Below are 18,395 nucleotides of genomic sequence, written 5' to 3'. Positions count from 1 at the left end.
CTTGCGGAGGTCCGATAGCGGCTGGTGGTCGATTGCGCGGCTTCAGTTCACGCGATGGGCTTGCGCCATCGCGACGATCACCCTGCGCGGCCCCTTGAACGGCTCGCGCGCGTGCGCCGTCAGCATGTTGTCGAGCATGACGACGTCGCCGGTCTGCCACGGGAAGACGATCTTGTGCCGGTCGAGCACGCGGCGGACCGTGGCCAGCGTCTCATCCTCGATCGGCGCACCATCGCCGTAGAACGCATTGCGCGGCAGCTCGAGCGGATCGCCGACGATGTCGAGAAGACTCTCCCGAACCTCGGGTGCGAGGCTGGAGACGTGGAACAGATGCGCCTGATTGAACCACACCATGTCCCCGGTCACGGGGTGCACCGCGGTCCCCTGGCAGACCTGCCGTGTCCGCAATTCGTCACCATCCTTCCATTCGCAGGCGATGGCATGCGCGGCGCAATAGGCCTCGACTTCGGCCTTCGACTCCGTGCCGAACACCTGCCGCCAGTCGACGTCGAGACCGCTGCCATAGTTGCGGACATACATGACGCCGCGCTCGGCGAAACGGTTGCGGATCGCGGCAGGCATGTCGCGGTGGATGAGCCGGCTGTCGGCGACCGGCGTTTCGCCACCCTGCTGCGCCGCCTGCTCGCAATAGAACCAGATCTTCATCGGCCAGTCGCGCGTATAGGCCTGCTCGTTGTGCAGCGGGATGCTCTGGTGCGGCGGATATTCGGTCGATGTGTAGACGCCGGCGCTGACCTTCGATCGCGGCGTCGAGCCGAATTCGTAGGACAGCAGCGGATGGCCGAAGCTCGCGGCAAAGCTCCTGAACGCCTCGGCACCATCGAGATGGAATCCACGGAAGAGAATTCCGCCGCAGGCGTAGAGCTGGCGCTCGATCATGTCGCGGACGTCGCTGACGGCCTCCATCAGCGGCTGCTGCTCGCGGCTGGCCCGCAGAAGGAACGGCAACGATTCTTGTTCTACTTTAGATTGTATTGCGAACATGACCTCTCCCCGTCTCCCGTCGATTTCAGCATCGAAGTCTCATCACCAGCCGGCTCGCCGGCTGGGCCACGCTTTCGGCACGCCGCTCAAGGCCCCGCGCGAGCAACGGCGAGCTCCGGCCGGGCCGCGCGTGCCAGCAATGCGGCGAGGAGATTCAGCAGATCCGCCTGCCGGCTATGGATGAAGAAATGGTCGCCCGGCAACGTGTCGCGGCCGAACGCGCCGGAGGTCTCGGCCCGCCACGCCTCCAGCGCCTCGGCGCGCGTCTCGTCGAGATCGCCGCCGAACACGTGCAGCGGACAGGGCAACGGCTGGCGCCGCTGATAGACGTAGGTCCCGCACATCAGGAAGTCGGCCCGCAGGATCGGCAGCGCGCTGCGCATGATCTCCATGCTTTCGAACGCCTCCGGCGGTGTGCCGTTCAGCCTGAGAAGCTCGTCGCGCAACGCGTCGTCGCCGAGCGGCTCGCGCCAGCGGCTGCCGTCGCGCACGGCCGGCGCTTCCGTTCCGGACACGAGCAACATCTGCGGCCCCGGCGCACCGCGCGCGAGCAGCCGGTGCGCGAGCTCGAAGGCGAGCAAGCCGCCAAGACTGTGCCCGAACAGAGCGTAGGGCTGCGCCAACGGCGCCCCGATCAGTTCGGACGCGAGCTGATCGGCCAGCACGGCCGCATCCGTCTGCAGCGGCTCGTCCATCCGCGCCCCGCGTCCTGGAAGCTCCAGCGGCAGGACCTCGATCCAGGACGGAAGACCTCTCCTCCAGCGCGCGTAGACCATGGCGCTGCCGCCGGCATGGGGCAAACAGATCAGCCGCATGGCAGCCATCCTCCCTCGCTTCAGGATTCGGCAGAGGCCTGCGTGTTCTCCTGCATGAATTTCCGCAGCGAGAGCGGCCGCATGTCGGTCCACACCTGTTCGATATGGTCCAGACATTCCTTCTTGTTCCCGGTGACGCCTATGGCCGTCCACCCGTTCGGAATGTCCTTGAATGTCGGCCAGATCGAATATTGCTCTTCGTGATTCACGACGACGGTGAAGGTGACGTCGTCCCTGTCGAAGACCATCATGACCGGCTACTCCCTACTAACAAGCGACGTTGATGAACTACGAGTAATGCAGTTGATAATGACAGTCAAAAGGATACCGCCGATCGAAGTTTTTAATCTCTCCAAGGTGACACGCAGGTGACGACTCAACATCTGGATGCATCGGCTTCAAGTCGGCGATTCCGGCGGCTCCACAGCAATTGCCGTGTAGTTCGGTGTTGAATCACGCTCCATTCGCTTGCCCGCCTTGGCATGCGCGCCACGGACCGCACGCTCTCCGTCGCTTGGACATGCAACTCTACGCGTCGCTCCAACTAACCAAGCCGCCGCACATCTGCCGTGCGGCGGCCTGGTCGCCCTCATGTACGTCGACGCTTCAGAAGTTGAACGTCGTGGAAACGAGGTAGGTGCGCGGCGCGCCCAGCGTGATCACGCCACTATAGGCGGACGCCCAATAGGTCTTGTCGAACACGTTCTCGACGCTGGCGCGAACGATGATCGGCTTGCCGTTCCACGGCGAGGTGAACTTGTAGCGCGCGCCCAGGTCCACTCGCGTCCAATCTGGCAACGAGAGCGTATTGGTTGCGTTGACATATTGCGCGGCCGTGTAGACGACCCGGCCCGTCAGGGTCAGGTCGCGTGCGAACGGCGTGTCCCATTCGGCGCCGAGATTGACCGTCAGTTCGGGCACACCGATGGCGCGCTTGCCGTCCGTCGTGCCGCCTTGCGTCTTCTCCTGCACGCCGTGGGTGTAGGCCGCGCCTCCGAGCAGGCGCAGCTCCGGCGTGATCTCGCCGAACACATTGAACTCGGCTCCGGTATTTCGCTGCAAGCCGTTGAGCACCTGGGCGGGCAATGCCACCCCTGCCGTTGCGACGCTGATGATGCTCGGGCGCGAGATGTCGAAGGCGCTGAGCGTCGTCGTGATGCGGCCGAAATCGACCTTGATTCCGGTCTCCACCTGCTTGGTCTGCCCCGGAGGGAACACCGTGCCGACATTGCTGAAATTGCCGGTGACGACGGCCGGGGTCTGCAAACCCTCGATATAGTTGGCGTAGAGCGAGACCTGCTGGACCGGCTTGACGACGAGCGCATAGGCCGGCGTCCAAACCGAGGTGTCCGCGAACGGCCTGCTCGACCCCGGCGCGACGAAATTCGTTATCTCGGTCCCCGCGGTCTGGCGGCGCGCACCGACGGTCAGCTGGATCCTCTTGTCGAGAATGGACATCGTGTCGGAGACGCCGACGCTCCAGAGATTCGCGCCGACGATCTGATTGGCTGCCAGCGTCGACGAGAATCCCGGCAGCGCGATGTTCGAGGGATCACGATAGAGATTCCAAGGCGTCGCCGCCGACAGCGTCCCCGTGACCACACGCTGGGTATAGGTGCGATCGGTGACGGAGTAGCCGACATTGATGGCGTGGTTGACGGGCCCGGTGTCGGCGGTCAGCCGAAGGCCGGCTTCGCCCGCCAACGTCTCATAGGTCTCGCTCCCCGTGAGCGGGGTTCCGGTGAGAACGCCGTTATTGCCGAGAACCGGCGACGTATAGCGATAGTTGATGTTGCTGTCGTGATAGCCGAACCCTGCGTAGGCCGTGATGTGATCGCTGAGATCGACCTCGCCCTTGACCGTCGAGAAGAAATCGGTCGGCGCATAATAGGCCCACGGCATCTGGAAGTTGGTGCCGGACGGCGGCGGCGACGCGATGCTGGTCGTGGTCGGGCCGACCGTGAAGAAGCGAAGCGGCGGATTCAGCTTGTCCGCCTGATAGCCGATATCGGCATCGACGCGTACGTTCTCGCCGTGATAGTCTACCGCGAGGTGAGCATTTCCGAACTCGTCGGTCTGGCGGTCCCACGGCGTATTGCCGTTGGAATACTTGCTGTTGAGACGGACGCCCCACTCCTTGTGCTCGCCGTAGCGGCGGCTGACATCGACCTCCTCGCCGAATTGCGATCGCGACGCGAAGGTCGCCGTGAGTTGCGTGATGTCGGTGTCGGGCGCGTGCTTGGTGATGAGATTGACGCTGCCGCCGACCGCACCGCCGCTCGAGGCGCCGGTGCCGCCGACCGTCATGCCGTTGAGCAGAGCCGCCGGCCCCTTGAGCAGCTCAACCCGCTCGATGAAATTGGCGCCCGTCGAATAATACGGCGCAATGCCGGCGAGGCCGTTCAAGGCGTAGTCGCCGCTATCATAGTAGAAGCCGCGGATGAACAGGCTGTCGGCGCCGCCGCCGGCCGCCTGGATCGTCCGCACCGAGGGATCATTGATCAGCACGTCGCGAATCGTGCGCGCCTGCTGGTTCTGGATGAGCTGCGAGGTGAAGCTCGTCTGGTTGAAAGGCGTGTTCATGACGCCGCGATTTCCCAGCAGTCCGAGACCGCCGCCGCTGGCGACCTGGCCGCCGGCATAGGGCGACGGCGGCGCGCCGACCGTTCCCGTCGACGGCGTCACGTAGGCCACCGGGGCGGTCGGCGGCAGGTTGCGCGGCGCGACGCGGCGCCGCTGAACGGTTCGCGTCGCGGTCGCCTGCGGTCTCGAGGCGGTCTGCCGGACTTTCGGCTTCGGCGCGTCGACGGTCACATCGGGGAGCTTGGTCTGCGCGAAGGCCGGTTGAACGCCTCCGACATTCAGCGTGAGCGCCAATGAGCTCACAAGTCCCAACGACATCGTCAATCCAACGTCTTTATCCCAAATGCGACAAACCATCCTGACACCCCGATCATTCCAAGTTCCAACTCGGCTCGTCGGTGGTCCTAACACACAGGTATTTGAGGATGGCGTCGCGCGACGTAGAACTCGTCTAACGAGCGACAGTCTCGCCGAATCGGTCAGCTCAACAGATTGCCGCTACTACGAGATTTTTTTCCCGCCGCTTCTTTGAAGCCTTCCAAAGAAGCGCATGTCGCGCGGAAGGCCGACGTGATCGTGTCGGCTGATACAACTCAGGACACCAATCGTCTCGAACTCATCGAAATCATTTCGATCAATCGTACGATGATAACTAATCACATTGCCACTTTTGAATCAATCTTTGCGTTCAAATGCGCCGCATCTCCGCCGCGCCGCGCGCAGATCGGAGAGAGCATCGTGACCGTTGTATCTGTTTGTTTCCGGGGCGGAGAGACGCCGCTCGCGGCGGCGCTCACTGCGCGAGACCGATCACGCGCCGCCGACGCAGCGTGCGGCCATCGCGATGACGCGGCGCGCGAGAGAAGACGCGTAAGAGAAGAGATGCGTGGGATCGTTGGCCGGCCGAGCGCGTAGTCCCGCGGCCCGGATCGAGGTCAATGATGCGGGGCGTCTTCCGCCGACCGGCGGCGGACGTCAGCGCTCAGAGCGGCCCATCCTGCGTTCCGGCCTTCGCGCCGCGGCTCCGTCTCGTGCCGTAGGCGAGCGACAACAGGATCGGAATCGACAGCCCGAGCCAGCACAGGCCATCCCACAGGCCGTCGCCGAACAGTCCGAAGGCGAGCCCGGCTGCGGCGACGAGGCCGATCAGCAGCGGCGCACGAAACACCTGCCAGGTCGAGAGTTGCGCGACGCGGGAGGACGGCGTCGCCGAGGCAGCGGAGGAGCTCATGTCGACACCACTGCCGGCGCGGCCGATGCCACGACACCTGACGCCTTCCTGCGGAAGCCCCAGCGCTTGGCGGCCCACAGATAGAGTCCACTGCACAGCACGATGATCGTGATCACGTCGAGAGCGGCCCAGATGATCTTCAGCGGCAAGCCGCCGTAGTCACCGAAGTGCAGCGGCCGCGATACCTGCAACGCGGTGAGGTACCAGGCGAGCTCGGGCACGACCATCTTGCTGCTGTCCTGGGCGTCGACCAGGACCGGCTTGAACATGCGCGCGGTGAACGGCGTGCGGCCCTTGGTCCAGATCATCAGGTGCTGCGGGCTGCCGAACCGCGTCGTCGTCGGCAGGGTGATGGACGTCACCAGCCGGTCCGGGAATGCGGTGCGGACGGCGCCGACGGCGGCCTCGATCGACTTTGCTTCCGCCAGCGGCTTGCCCTGATAGGGCGCGAGCAGCGCCGGCATGGTCTTTGCGCGCCAGAGGTCGAACAGCGGCACCGCCAGCGTGTTGATGGTGCCGGTCAGACCGACCGCGAGCGCCCAGCTCACCGTGACGATGCCGAGCAGATTGTGCAGGTCGAGCCATTTCAGCCGCGCCGAGCGATCCCGCACCGTGCCGAACTGCAGGCGCCGCATGAAGGGCCAGTAGACGACGACGCCCGAGACGATGGACGCCGCGAACACCAGTCCCATCAGTCCGAGAAAGAGCTCGCCCGGCAGGCCGGTGAACATGTCGCGGTGGATGCGCAGGATCACGTCCATGACGTCCTGATGCGGCGCCTCCTCGCCGAGCACGACGCCGGTGCGCGCATCAACGGTGAGCCGATGAAACTGCCCGGGCACCGGAATGGCGGTCGGCGACATCGCAACCACGATCAGCGGCTCCGCCTGCCTCAGGCTCACGAACAGCGCATGCTGCTGCGGCAACTGCTGCTTGGCCGCCGCGATCAGGCGGTCGAGCGGCAGCAGCGGCGTGTCGGCCGGCATCGCCGGCGCGGCGATCTCGTCCTCGAACAGATGATCGATTTCCTCATGGAAGATCAGCGGAAGCCCGGTCAGGCACAGCATCAGCAGGAAGATCATGCTGATCAGCGACGTCCACGTATGAACCTGAACCCACAGCCGCATGCGCTCGAACCCACCCTTCGTCATCGACGTTGCACGTGTTGAGCCGAACGTCCGGCAAGAGAAGGGCCGCAGCAAACTGAATCGATCTAAAGCCGTTGGAATTTCTTTAAAGTAGCGCGCCTATCTGCCGCAACCAGCGGAGCTACAACGTGAATTTCGATCGCACCTCGCACCATCGATGCCCGGCGGGGGCGCGTCTCACCGCCGCGACGTCGCGCGCCGACGTCGCTGCTGCCGATGTCTCGGACACAGTTCGAATCGTTTCCGCGCATGGCCGCGCGGAATGCAACCGGCTCCGGCTGCATCCAACGATGCGCCAGAGCCGGGCCACAGATGAGTTCCCGCCTCAGAATGGGTAGTGCCGCTCGCCGGTCTGCACCGTGATCCAGCGCAGCTCGGTGAACTCGTCGATCGCGGCCTTGCCGCCGAAGCGGCCATAGCCGGAGGCCTTGACGCCGCCGAACGGCATCTGCGGCTCGTCATGCACCGTCGGCGCGTTGACGTGGCAGATGCCGGATTCGATCCGCTTGGCGACAGCGATCGCGCGAGCGATGTCGCGGCCGAACACCGCCGACGACAGGCCATATTCGGTGTCGTTGGCGACGCGCACGGCCTCGTCGACGCCGCTGACGCGCACGACGGTGACGACGGGACCAAAACTCTCCTCGCCATAGATGCGCATCGCCGGCGTGACGTGATCGACGATGGTCGCGGGCATGATCGTGCCGCTGCCGCGGCCGCCGGCCGCCAGCACCGCGCCCTTGGCCACCGCGTCCTCGATCAGGCCGCCGACACGGTCGCAGGCGGCGGCGCTGACCAGCGAGCCCAGCACCACGTCGCCCTTGCGCGGATCTCCGTAAGGCAGGCTGTTGGCCTTGGCGGCGAACTTCGCGACGAATGCATCCGCCACCTTGTCGTCGACCACGATGCGCTCGGTCGACATGCAGATCTGGCCCTGGTTCATGAAGGCGCCGAACGCGGCGGCATTCACCGCGGCGTCGAGATCGGCGTCGTCGAGAATGACCAGCGGCGCCTTGCCGCCGAGCTCGAGCAGCGCGCGCTTCAATTGCCTGGCACAGGCCATGGCGATGAGACGGCCGACGCGGGTCGAGCCGGTGAAGTTGACGCGGCGGATCGCGGGATGGGCGATCAGCGCCTCGACCACGGCCTGCGCATCCTCGGGCGCGTTGGTCACGACGTTGACGACGCCGTCGCCGAGACCACCTTCGGCCAGGCACGCGCCGATCAGCCGATGCACGCCCGGGCTCATCTCCGAGGCCTTCAGCACCACGGTGTTGCCGCAGGCGAGCGGCATCGCCACCGAGCGGACACCGAGGATGACCGGCGCATTCCACGGCGCGATGCCGAGCACGACGCCGACCGGCTGGCGATGCGCCAGCGCGATGTTGTCGGGCACGTCGGTCGGAATCACCTCGCCCGCGATCTGCGTCGTCATCGCCGCGGCCTCGCGCAGCATGCCCTCGGCGAGATGCACGTTGAAGCCGGCCCAGCCCGCGGTGGCGCCGGTCTCGGCCATCATCAGCGCGACGAACTCCGGTGCATTGCGCGCCAGCGCATCGGCTGCCGCATTGAGCCGCTTGCGGCGTTCGCCAGGGCCGAGCCGGGACCACGCCGGAAACGCCGCCGCGGCGGCATCGGCGGCGCGCAGCGCGTCGTCGATCGACGCCGCCGCGACGATGGTTGCGATCTCGCCGCTGATCGGATTGAGGCGCTGGAAGGTGCGCTGATTGGTGGCGGACTGATCCTTCGCCAATCAGGAGATTGATCGCGTTCATGGAAGACTCCCGGATTCGCTGGAGGTTGCTGGAGATTTCGGCGCGCGCGACTGGCCGAGATAGGCGCGCTGGATGTCGGGATTGTTCTTCATCTCGGATGCCGCGCCTTCGCCGGCATTGCGCCCCTGCTCGATCAGGTAGACGCGGTCGGCGATGTCCAGGCTGGCGCGCGCGTTCTGCTCGACCATCAGGATGCCGACGCCGTCGCCGCGGATCGTCTTGAGCGCCCGGAACACCTCGCGGCTCAAGAGCGGCGACAGTCCGAGCGACGGCTCGTCGAGCAGCAGCAGCTCGGGCCGCGACATCAGCGCGCGGCCGATCGCGACCATCTGCTGCTCGCCGCCGCTCATGGTCCTCACGGCCTGGCTCATGCGCTCGGTAAGGCGCGGGAACAGTTGCAGCACGTGCGCGAGCCGCGCGGCCTCGCCGTCGCGGGCGCGCGCCGGATAGGCGCCGAGCTGGAGGTTCTCGGCGACGGTGAGATCGCCGAAGACGCCGCGGCCTTCCGGCACCAGCGCGATGCCGCGCTCGACGATCAGATGCGGCGCGAGCGAGGCGATGTCCGTCCCGCCGAGCCGGATCACGGCCCCGGGCGACGGCCGGATCAGTCCCGCGATCGCCTTCAGCAAGGTCGACTTGCCGGCGCCATTGGCGCCGAGGATGGCGACGATCTCGCCGCGCGCGACCCCGAGCGCGACGTCGGTGAGCGCCTGGTGCTTGCCGTAGGCGTGCGACAGCCGCTCGATCTCAAGCATCGGGCTCTCCGAGATAGGCCGTGATCACGGCGGGATCGGCGAGCACCTCGTCCGGCGTGCCGCGCGCGATCACGACGCCCGCGCTCATGACCACGCAGCGGTCGCACAGCGCGCGGATCGCATCCATCACATGCTCGACCATCACGATGGTGATGCCGCGGTCGCGCAGCGAGGCGATCAGCCCGATGCCGGTCTCCAGCTCGGTCGGATTGAGCCCAGCCAGCCATTCGTCGAGCAGCACAACACGCGGATGCAACGCCAGCGCGCGGGCGAGCTCCAGCCGCTTCTGGTCGATGTAAGTGAGATCGCCCGCCGGCATCTCCGCCATGCCATCGAGGCCGACCAGGGCGAGCAGCTCATGGATCGATTCCGCGGCCGCACCGGTCTGGCGCGTGCGGAACAACGCCGCCGCCGCGACATTCTCGGCGACCGTCAGGTTCGGCATCACCCGCACCAACTGGAAGGTGCGGGCAAGCCCGAGCCGGGCGATCCGGTGGGCGGCCATGCCGTTGATGACGGTGCCGTCAAAGCGGATGGTGCCGTCCGACGGCACCAGCGCGCCGGAGAGCATGTTGAGCAGCGTCGTCTTGCCGGAGCCGTTGGGACCGATGACGCCGAGGATCTCGCCGGCGCGGACGTCGAGACTGACCTTGTCGACGGCGCGCAGGCCGCCGAAGGATTTGCCGATGGTCTCGGCGATGAGCAGCGTTCCGCCCTGCTCCGGCTTGGCGCCGGCGACCTTGGGCTCGCGCCGCCAGACCCGATCGACCACCCCGATCACGCCCTTCGGGAGCGCCATCACGATGCCGATGAAGATGAGGCCGAGCACGATGCTGAAATGGTTCGGCAGCGCGGCTGTCAGCACCTCGAACAGCAGCACCAGCGGGATGACGCCGAGCACCGGGCCGATCAGCGAGCCGGCGCCGCCGAGCAGCGCCATGATCACGACCTGGAACGAGATCATCGGATTGAAGGCGATCGCCGGATCGATATAGGTCCAGCGCGGCGCCATGATCGCGCCGGTCACCGACATGAACATCGCGCTGAGGATGAAGACCCCGAGCTTCACCGCCGTCGCATCGATGCCGGAATGGCGCGCGGCGGTCTCGTCGGCGCCGATCGCGCGCAGCGCGAGGCCATAGCGCGAGCGCGTCAGCAGAAAGCCCGTGAGGAAGACCAGCGCCGTCAGCGCGCAGAGCTGCCAGTACAGCATCTCCTGGGTGATGCCGCTGAACAAATAGCGGCCGACCGATTTGTGGATGTTGACCTCGTACCAGATCACGAGCTGGCGGATCAGCTCGGCCAGGCCGAACGAGAAGATGATGAAGTAGATGCCGGACAGCCGCAGCGTCGACAGGCCGGTGATGGCCGCGACGACGGCGCCGACACCCGCAGCGGTCATCAGTTGCAGCGGCCAGCTCAGCGTCTCGCCCGTCGCCGCCGCCGTATAGGCGCCGATGCCGAAGAACGCAGCCGTCGCCAGCGAGACGTAGCGGGTCGGTCCGGAAAACATGGCCCAGGCGGTTGCCAGCACGGTGAAATAGAGAATGCTGATGCCGAGCGCGAGATAGTAGCCGTTGGCATAGAGCGGCAGCGTGACCGCTGCGGCAACGCCGACGAGCCCGATGCACCAGGCGAGAATCTTGCCAGGGCTGATCACGACGCCGCCTTTCCGAACAGTCCGGTCGGCCGGATCAGCAGCACGGCGAGGAACATCGCGAACGTCGCGGCCAAGGTCAGCCCGGGATCGACCAGCCGCGCCACCGCGGTCTCGACGACGCCGAGCAGCAGCCCTGCGGCCAGCGCGCCCATGACATTGCCGACGCCCCCCATGATCACGACCACCAGCGCCTTCATCGTGAAGACGACGCCCATCGAGGCGTTGAAGGTGAGGAACATGCTGACGAGCACCCCGCCGGCGGCGACCAGTCCACCACCGAACGCAAACGCCAGTCCTGCGAGCCAATCGACATCGATGCCGACGAGCCGCGCGGCATTGGCATCGACCGCGACGGCACGCACGGCCGTACCGATCCTCGTCCGCGTCAGCGCGAGATAGACGCCGGTGCCGATCAGCGCGGCGAAACCGAGCGCGACCAGCCGGTTCACCGCGAGCGTCGAGCCGAGCACCGTCACGGGAATGGAGAGATAGCTGTAGCTGTAATACTGCCCGCCAAAAGCGACCAGCATGATGCCCTGGATCACGAACAGCACGCCGAAGGTGACGAGGATGCTGTCGACCTCCTGGGCACCGGCGTCCTTGCCGCGGCGGATCAGGCGCTGCAGCAACAGCCTGTAGAGCAGCCAGTTCAGCAGTCCCGCGGCGGGCATCGCCAGCAGCAGCGCCAGCAGCGGACTCAGTTGCAGGCCGGAATAGAGCGACAGCGTGCCGAACGCGGCCGCGACCAGCGACTCGCCATAGGACAGGTTCATGATGCGCGCCACGCCATATTGCAGCGTCAGGCCGAGCGCGATCAGGGCATACATGCCCCCCAGCACCAGACCGGGCAGCAGGATGTCGAACAGCAGCATGGGATGGTGCCTCTTGCGCGAGGCCCGCGGACGCGCGCATTGACGCGCGTCCGCAAGCTCACGACCTGGTTCCGGCTATTTCCACTCGGGCTTCGGCACGACCGCGGCGCGTGCGCCGGGCAGCGAGGCCGGCGCCAGGGCGTAGAACTCGCCGTTCTGCCACTGGCCGACGCTCCAGACCTCCTGCAGCAGGCCGTCCTTCAGCTTCACCTTGCCGATGATGGTGTCGAAAGAACCCTCGCGGATCTCCTTGGCGACCGCGGTACGGTCGACCTTGCCGACCTTCTCGATCGCCTGCTGCAGCACCTGCAGGCTGGCATAGGTGATCGGGCTCGCCCAGCGATCCGGCTCCTGCCCGGTCGCCGCCTTGTGGCGGGCGAGATAGTCCTTGAGCGCGGGCGCGTCGGCATTCCAGCCGCCGATGCCCATCACGCCGTCGCTGCCCGCGCCGAACTTGCCCTTGAACAGCGGGAACGCCGTGCCGACGCCGACATAGAAGACCTTCGGATTGTACTTGAGCAGTTGCGCCTGCTCGGTCAGCCCGATCGTATCCGGCGGATAGCTGAAGGCGACGAAGGCATCGGCTTTGCTCGCGATCGCATCCTTGAGCAGCGGCTGCAGATCCTGCGAGCCCATCGGATAGGTCTTGTCGTAGGCGACGGTCAGTCCGGCCTTCTTGAAGGCCTCGCGCCCGGCGGCGGCCAGCTCGATGCCGAACTGATCGGCGACGCTGACCATCGCGACGGTGCCGCCGATCTTGCCCTCGCTCTTCAGCTTGCCGAGCAGCTCGGCGAGCCCGTTGGAGATCTGCGCCGACGTGCCGAGCCAGAAGGTGGCATTAGCCCAGCGCTTGGCGAGCTCTGGCGCCTTGTCGGTCACCGACGTCACCGCGAGATGCGGATAGCCGAGCCGGTTCAAGGTCGGACCGACCGCAAGGTTGAGACCGGTGCCCCAGGGCGGCAGGATGAAGTCGACCTTGTCCTGGTTGGCGAGGCGCTCGATCGCCTTCACCGCCTCTTCCGACGAGCTGCGGTCGTCATATTCGACGATCTCGACCGGCAGCCGCTTGTCGCCGAGCTTGATGCCGCCGGCCGCGTTCACGTCCTTCACCCAGAGCTGATAGTTCGGCAGCGTGGTGATGCCGGCGCCGCCGGCATAGGGGCCGGTCTTCGAGATCGCATAGCCGATGCGGATCTTGTCCTGTGTCTGGGCCTGCGCGGCCGATACGGCAAAGCCGGCTGCGATCGCCGCCGCTCCCGCGATCCGTAGCACCTGACGACGGTTGGTCGAAGTCATGTCCTTGTCCTCCTCCCATGTTCACGCGCGCGGACCGCGCGGGTGAATCGGTGACGTTCCTCTGCCCCGGCGTCGTCCGCGGTTTTTTGTTTGCGGTCGTCGGGACTTGACGAGGGAAACACCGCAGGCTTGGGTGGCGCAATGGACAGTTCCGGCAAAAGAGTGCACTTTTCTGGGGCGACGACTGCGCGTAATGCCGCGCCTCGGACGCTGCCGCCGGTGGCTCGCGGCACCCCGGCAGCGCTCGGCGCCGAAGCCATTCCCACGCATTTCGAGGCACGGCGCTGGGCCCTGCGGTCGGATGCCGCGCGGCCGTTCGTCCACCTGCTCTGCCTCTCCGCCGGGGCTGCCTCGGCGCGCTTCGCCGATGACGAAATCCAGACCTGGTCCGGTCCGGCGCTGGTCTGGCTGCCGGCGGGAGAGGCCGAGCATCTCGACGTCGCGGCCGGCTCGGCCGGCCATCTCCTGCGGCTGCGCTCCGGGCTCTGGCACCGCCACCTGCCCTCCTCCGCCGAGCCCGCCTATCTCGACCTCGCAGGCACCGAGGCCGTCCTGGCCTTCTCGGTCACGGCCGAGTTCGCCGCGGTCATCGCGCGCTCGATGGCGGCGATCGCAGCCGAGATCGAAAATCCGTCACGGCGCGGCGCGGCCTCGATCACGTCATCGGAGCTGACCCTGTGCGTGCTGCGCTTCTGGCGGCTGTTTGCCGACGACAGCGCCGGCGAGGCGCAGGGCTCCAGCGCCGAGATCCTGAGCCGCTTTCGCCGGCTCGTCGAGGAACGCTTTCATCAGCAACTGCGGGTCGCCGACTACGCTGCGTTGCTCGGCGTGACGCCGGATCGCCTGCACGCGCTGTGCACCCGGGTGCTGCAGCGGTCACCGAGCGCGCTGATTCAGCAACGCGTCATTCAGGAGGCGGCGACCCGGCTCGAAACCACCACCGCGACGATCAAGCAGATCGCCTTCGCGCTCGGCTTCAAGGACAGCGCCTATTTCAACCGCTTCTTCGTCAGGCACACCGGCCAATCACCGGGCGCGTGGCGCAAGGGCGTTTCGTCGCAGCGGACCAAAGGCCAGCCGCGGGCCATCCTCAACTTCGCCGACTGGCCGTGACGGAGCGGCGCAGCCAGGCGCCTCGGTCGTCCTCCTTGTCGGTCCAGGACGACGCGTCAGCGTCGGACCAGAAAATCCCGAGGTTCGGACGGGCGGCGCAATCGTTGGATGCTCGATGCGCCGAGAAACTGATTTCCGCTGCGCGATCAAGCTGATTTGGCCTGTCCAGTCCCCGCGCCGAAAATATTTCTCTTCCGTTTTTCCGAAAATCATGGTTCTATTCCTACATCCCGTCTCGAGCTGAGGGGCGTATCGCGGTCGTCACGACATGCGAGGCGGGGAGCGGTGGGCGGGGTGGATTGCAGCGCGGGTTGCTCGCGCCGACGAACAATTCGCCACGCACGGTCAAGTCGCGCGGTCCTGATATCCCGATGCTGATATCAACTCACGTCGAGGCCCTGGCTTCGCGTGGGGATGGTGGCCAGAAAGCCCGGCGCACCAGGGAGAACGCGAAGCAGCCGTTCAACCATCGCGCAGGGAGGGCCGGGTTTCCGGCTGACCTGTGGTACCTGCCGCCTGCATTTTTTTCGCAGGCGGGCCACGGGCCTCAGTCGAGGTCCGGCCTTCCCTGCGCCCTCACGCTTTCCGAGGGCCTCACGACGCATCACCCGGACGGGCCATCCGCCGCGGGATCGCGCGATCATGCGCGCCTTTCCGCAAGCGAGGCGACCTGATGCTTCCACATTGATGTCAAATCGTCGCAGGCTTGAACGGTCCCGCCGGCATCGAGGACACCCGAGGGAGCCGTCCGACATCGTTCCCCCCTCCCCGGAGCGACCGCGAGCAATCCGGCACCGTTGCTACTCTGCCACGAATGCGCTATGAGTTGAACATGATCAGCCGGTCCTGGTCGCACTCGAAATGCCAGTACCGCAAACCGATGCTTCGCGCTCGGCGCGCGACGTCGGTCGATACGGGCGCCGCGATCGCGCCCTCATCGCAAGCTCCGCGCTTCGCGCTCATTCGCATTCCGTAGTCGTGTCCGGGAGCCCGAACGCAGATGGATTGTGAAACCTGTGGTCGGCCCAATCCACCGGGCTCGGACGTCTGCGGCGGGTGTGGCGGGGCGTTGCGACAGCCGTCATCCGATACGACGACGAGCTCGCGCCTGCTCGGCATGCATCGCGCCGAGCGGCGGCAGGTCACGGCGCTGATCTGCGATCTCGTCGGCTCCGTCTCGCTCACGGTCAGGCTCGATCCGGAAGATATGACCAGCGTCATCGACGCCTTCCTGACGACCTGCGAAAACGTCATCGGCCACCATGGCGGCGCCATCACGCAATATGCCGGCGACGGCGTGCTCGCCTATTTCGGCTATCCGCGCGCGGGGGAAGACGATGCAGCCACCGCGATCCGCGCCGCCATCGCGCTGCGCGACGCCGTCGGCCGGCTCGAGGCCCCGCATGGACAGAAGCTGCGCCTGCGCATCGGCATCGCCACCGGCCTCGTCGTGGTCAGCGACCTCATGCCCCGCGCCGACGGCCGCCCGGTCGACATCGTCGGCGAGACGCCGAATCTGGCGGCGCGGCTGCAATCGATCGCCGCCCCCGACAGCATCGTCGTGGCCCGGACCACCGAGCGCATCGCGCGCGGCATGTTCAACTTCCGCGATCTCGGCACGTTCGCGCTGAAGGGATTCGCCGCACCGGTCGAGGCGTTCGAGGTGCTGGAGGAAGCCGCCGTCGCGAGCCGTTTCCACGCCCGCATTCGCGGCGAAAGCTCCCCTCTGGTCGGGCGCGACCAGGAGCTGGCGCGTCTATTCGATTGCTGGGCGGCGGCGCGGTTCGGCAGCGGACAGGTGGTGCTGCTCCATGGCGAGCCGGGCATCGGCAAGTCGCGGCTGGTCGAGGAGCTGCGTCGGCGCGTGGCCGACGTCTCCCAGCTCCAGATGATCTGGCACTGCAGCCCCACCCGTTGTGACAGCGTGCTGTATCCGATCTCGGAGCAGCTCGCGCTCATCGCCGGCTTCGACCGCTCCGACGGTGCAGCGACGCGTCGCGACAAGCTCGATCGCTTCATGAACGAGCACGGCGTCGGCGACGCCACGGCGCGCGCCGTGCTCGCCGATATCCTGGGCGTCGCTCCCGAGCCGGACAGTCCGCTGCAGACGATGACCGTCGAGAAGCGCTCGGAGGTCACGCGGGAGACGCTGCTCCGGCTGATCGACATGATGGTGCCGACCGGGCCCGCGCTGCTGGTGCTGGAAGACGCGCATTGGAGCGACACGACCACGCTCGAGCTGCTCGATCGGGCGATCCGGCGCGCCGCACAACGCCGCTGGCTGATCGTGGTCACGGCCCGGCTCGAATATGAGCCGCCCTGGGCCGCGAGCCCGCAGGTCACGCGGCTCCCGCTCGGGCGATTGAGTCACGGCGACGCCGAGCGGATCTGCACCCATGTGGCCGCCTCGGCCGCGCTGCCGGCAGCGACGCTGCGCCAGATCGTCAGCCGTGGCGAAGGCATTCCGCTATTCCTGGAAGAGCTGGCGAAGTACGTCGTCGAAGCCTCCGCGGCGCCCGCGCGGGACGGCCATGCGAGCGTGGCCATTCCCGCCTCGCTGCAGGACTCCCTGGTTGCGCGGCTCGACCGATTGGGGCCGGCGCGCCGGATTGCCAATCTCGGTGCCGCCATCGGCCGCCGCTTCAGCTACGATCTGTTGTCGGCCATCGTGGCGGAGCCCGAAGCCAGGCTCGGCGAGAGCCTGGATCAGCTCGTCAAGTCCGGCCTCGTGGAGAGCAGCGGCGCGCCGCCCGACGGCCTCTACACGTTCAAGCACGCGTTGATCCGCGACGCCGCCTACGAGTCCCTGCTCCGGCGCGAACGCCAGACATTGCATGGCAGGATCGCCGCGGTGCTGCGCGATCGCTTTCCCGAGACGCGGGACACCGAGCCGGAGTTGCTGGCCTACCATTTCACCGAGAGCGGCGCGATCGCCGAAGCGATCCCGCTATGGGCGGCCGCGGGCCGGCGCGCCGCCTCGCGCGCCGCGCATGTCGAAGCGGCGCGACATCTGCAAACGGCGCTCGACCTGCTGCGTCATCAATCCGCCGACGGCGAGCGCGCCGACTTGGAGCTCGAGCTCCTGATCGGGCTTGCCGTCAGCCTCGCCGCCTCGCGCGGCTACACCGTCCCCGAGGTCGGCAAGGCCCTGTCCGAGGCACGGGCGATCTGCGACGCACTCGGCAACACCGCCGGCCTGTTCGCCGTGCTGCGCGGCATCTGCAGTTTCCTGATCATCGCGGGCGATCTCGATGGTGCCGAGGAGATGGCGCATCTGTGCCTGGGAATCGGCGAGCAGACCGGCCTTCCCGAGCATCGCATCGAGAGCGGCGTCGCGCTGGGCTACATTCTGTTCGCCAGAGGCGACCTCCCCGCCGCGCGCCGGCTGCTGGCCGCCGCGGTGCAGCTCTATCAGGCGTCGGACGGCGCGCGGCTGCCGCAACTGTCCTCGCAGGATCCGCTGGTCGCCGCCCAGGCCTCGCTGCTGCAGGTGCTGCATGCGATGGGCGACGACGCTGGTGCGGCCGCGGTCGCCAGCGACCTCATCGCGCATGCGCGCCGGCTCGGACGTCCCTTCGACCTCGCCTGGGCGCTGTCGTGGCTCGCCTTCTATCAGCTCGCACGCGGCGACCATGAGGATGTCCTCCTCGCCACCGAGGAGGCCCTGGGCATCTGCCGCGACCATGGCTATCCGCTCTATCAGCTGGTGGCGGGCAGCCTGCAGGCGCACGCCCGCGGCCATCTCGGCAGGAATCCAGACGAGGCGCTGGCGGCGGCGTGCGAGGCGCTGCCGGCATTCCAGACGCTCGGCATGATGCATTTCTCCTGCTTCTATCTCGGCGAGGTCGCCGGCCTGCAACTGATCGTCGGCAACACGGCCGAGGCGATGCAGACGATCGATGCGGCGATCGACGCCGCGCGGCGCTATGGCGACGGCTATTTCCTGTCGCCGCTGCATCGGCGGCGCGCCGATATCCTGGCCGCCGTTCCGGATCATGCGCCGGGCCAGGTGACGGCCGCGCTGCGCGAGGCCGTCACGGTGGCCGAGGCGCAGGGCGCGGCGGCGTTCCTGCGCCGGGCGGCGGCGCGGCTCGCCGCCGTCGATGATGACGCGCCGAGGCGACAATCGGCGTGACGACCTG

14 protein-coding genes are annotated in these 18,395 nt (G+C 67.0%); 3 read left to right on the top strand and 11 right to left on the bottom strand.

The window, feature by feature from the left end; translation table 11 throughout:
• Window positions 1–42: 42 nt before the first annotated feature.
• The 4 genes from ACQR1D_RS17910 to ACQR1D_RS17895 all read right to left on the bottom strand — a co-directional run bounded on the left by ACQR1D_RS17910 (window position 43) and on the right by ACQR1D_RS17895 (window position 4,721).
• A complete protein-coding gene (locus ACQR1D_RS17910; protein ID WP_316180544.1) occupies window positions 43–969 on the bottom strand; it encodes a TauD/TfdA family dioxygenase in 927 nt (308 codons plus the stop codon).
• A 122-nt stretch (window positions 970–1,091) separates the two neighbouring features.
• Entirely contained in the window at window positions 1,092–1,820 is a 729-nt protein-coding gene (locus ACQR1D_RS17905) for a thioesterase II family protein (RefSeq protein WP_434838921.1), read from the bottom strand.
• A gap of 20 nt (window positions 1,821–1,840) precedes the next feature.
• Entirely contained in the window at window positions 1,841–2,071 is a 231-nt protein-coding gene (locus ACQR1D_RS17900; RefSeq protein ID WP_315802938.1) for an MbtH family protein, read from the bottom strand.
• Window positions 2,072–2,426: 355 nt separating this feature from the next.
• Window positions 2,427–4,721 carry a TonB-dependent receptor gene (locus tag ACQR1D_RS17895; protein WP_434838920.1) on the bottom strand — a complete coding sequence of 765 codons (2,295 nt, stop codon included), beginning with the start codon at window positions 4,719–4,721 and terminating at the stop codon, window positions 2,427–2,429.
• A 252-nt stretch (window positions 4,722–4,973) separates the two neighbouring features.
• Between ACQR1D_RS17895 and ACQR1D_RS17890 the strand changes: the two genes are divergently transcribed.
• Entirely contained in the window at window positions 4,974–5,318 is a 345-nt protein-coding gene (locus ACQR1D_RS17890) for a hypothetical protein (protein ID WP_316180539.1), read from the top strand.
• Window positions 5,319–5,385: 67 nt separating this feature from the next.
• On the opposite strand, the gene ACQR1D_RS17885 is transcribed toward ACQR1D_RS17890, so the two are convergent.
• The 7 genes from ACQR1D_RS17885 to ACQR1D_RS17855 form a co-directional block, all read right to left on the bottom strand.
• On the bottom strand, window positions 5,386–5,634 hold the full coding sequence (locus tag ACQR1D_RS17885; protein ID WP_434838919.1) for a hypothetical protein: 249 nt from the start codon (window positions 5,632–5,634) through the stop codon (window positions 5,386–5,388).
• Window positions 5,631–6,761 carry a PepSY-associated TM helix domain-containing protein gene (locus tag ACQR1D_RS17880; RefSeq protein ID WP_434839086.1) on the bottom strand — a complete coding sequence of 377 codons (1,131 nt, stop codon included), beginning with the start codon at window positions 6,759–6,761 and terminating at the stop codon, window positions 5,631–5,633. Before ACQR1D_RS17880 ends, ACQR1D_RS17885 begins: the two co-directional genes overlap by 4 nt.
• A 346-nt stretch (window positions 6,762–7,107) precedes the next feature.
• Window positions 7,108–8,535 carry an aldehyde dehydrogenase gene (locus tag ACQR1D_RS17875; protein ID WP_434838918.1) on the bottom strand — a complete coding sequence of 476 codons (1,428 nt, stop codon included), beginning with the start codon at window positions 8,533–8,535 and terminating at the stop codon, window positions 7,108–7,110.
• Window positions 8,536–8,553: 18 nt separating this feature from the next.
• Entirely contained in the window at window positions 8,554–9,312 is a 759-nt protein-coding gene (locus ACQR1D_RS17870) for an ABC transporter ATP-binding protein (protein WP_434846665.1), read from the bottom strand.
• Entirely contained in the window at window positions 9,305–10,972 is a 1,668-nt protein-coding gene (locus tag ACQR1D_RS17865; RefSeq protein ID WP_434893929.1) for a branched-chain amino acid ABC transporter ATP-binding protein/permease, read from the bottom strand. Before ACQR1D_RS17865 ends, ACQR1D_RS17870 begins: the two co-directional genes overlap by 8 nt.
• The gene (locus ACQR1D_RS17860; RefSeq protein WP_434838915.1) at window positions 10,969–11,844 is read right to left on the bottom strand and encodes a branched-chain amino acid ABC transporter permease; all 876 of its coding nucleotides are present in this window, start codon (window positions 11,842–11,844) and stop codon (window positions 10,969–10,971) included. The genes ACQR1D_RS17865 and ACQR1D_RS17860 overlap by 4 nt, the downstream gene beginning before the upstream one ends.
• Before the next feature lie 75 nt (window positions 11,845–11,919).
• Window positions 11,920–13,140, bottom strand: coding sequence for an amino acid ABC transporter substrate-binding protein (locus ACQR1D_RS17855; protein WP_315802931.1), 1,221 nt, complete (start codon window positions 13,138–13,140; stop codon window positions 11,920–11,922).
• Between the two features lie 219 nt (window positions 13,141–13,359).
• Here ACQR1D_RS17855 and ACQR1D_RS17850 point away from each other — a divergent pair, with 219 nt between their 5' ends.
• Both ACQR1D_RS17850 and ACQR1D_RS17845 read left to right on the top strand, forming a co-directional pair.
• The gene (locus tag ACQR1D_RS17850; RefSeq protein ID WP_434838914.1) at window positions 13,360–14,253 is read left to right on the top strand and encodes a helix-turn-helix domain-containing protein; all 894 of its coding nucleotides are present in this window, start codon (window positions 13,360–13,362) and stop codon (window positions 14,251–14,253) included.
• A gap of 1,069 nt (window positions 14,254–15,322) precedes the next feature.
• Window positions 15,323–18,388 (top strand): ATP-binding protein, encoded by a 3,066-nt coding sequence (locus ACQR1D_RS17845; protein ID WP_434893928.1) that lies wholly within the window; start codon window positions 15,323–15,325, stop codon window positions 18,386–18,388.
• Window positions 18,389–18,395: the final 7 nt, after the last annotated feature.

Source organism: Bradyrhizobium sp. HKCCYLRH2047 (genome assembly GCF_051168175.1).
In the GTDB taxonomy this organism is placed as follows: Bacteria; Pseudomonadota; Alphaproteobacteria; order Rhizobiales; family Xanthobacteraceae; genus Bradyrhizobium.
The sequence above is the reverse complement of the archived record's forward strand: the minus strand, read 5'-3'. Positions and strand labels throughout refer to the sequence as shown.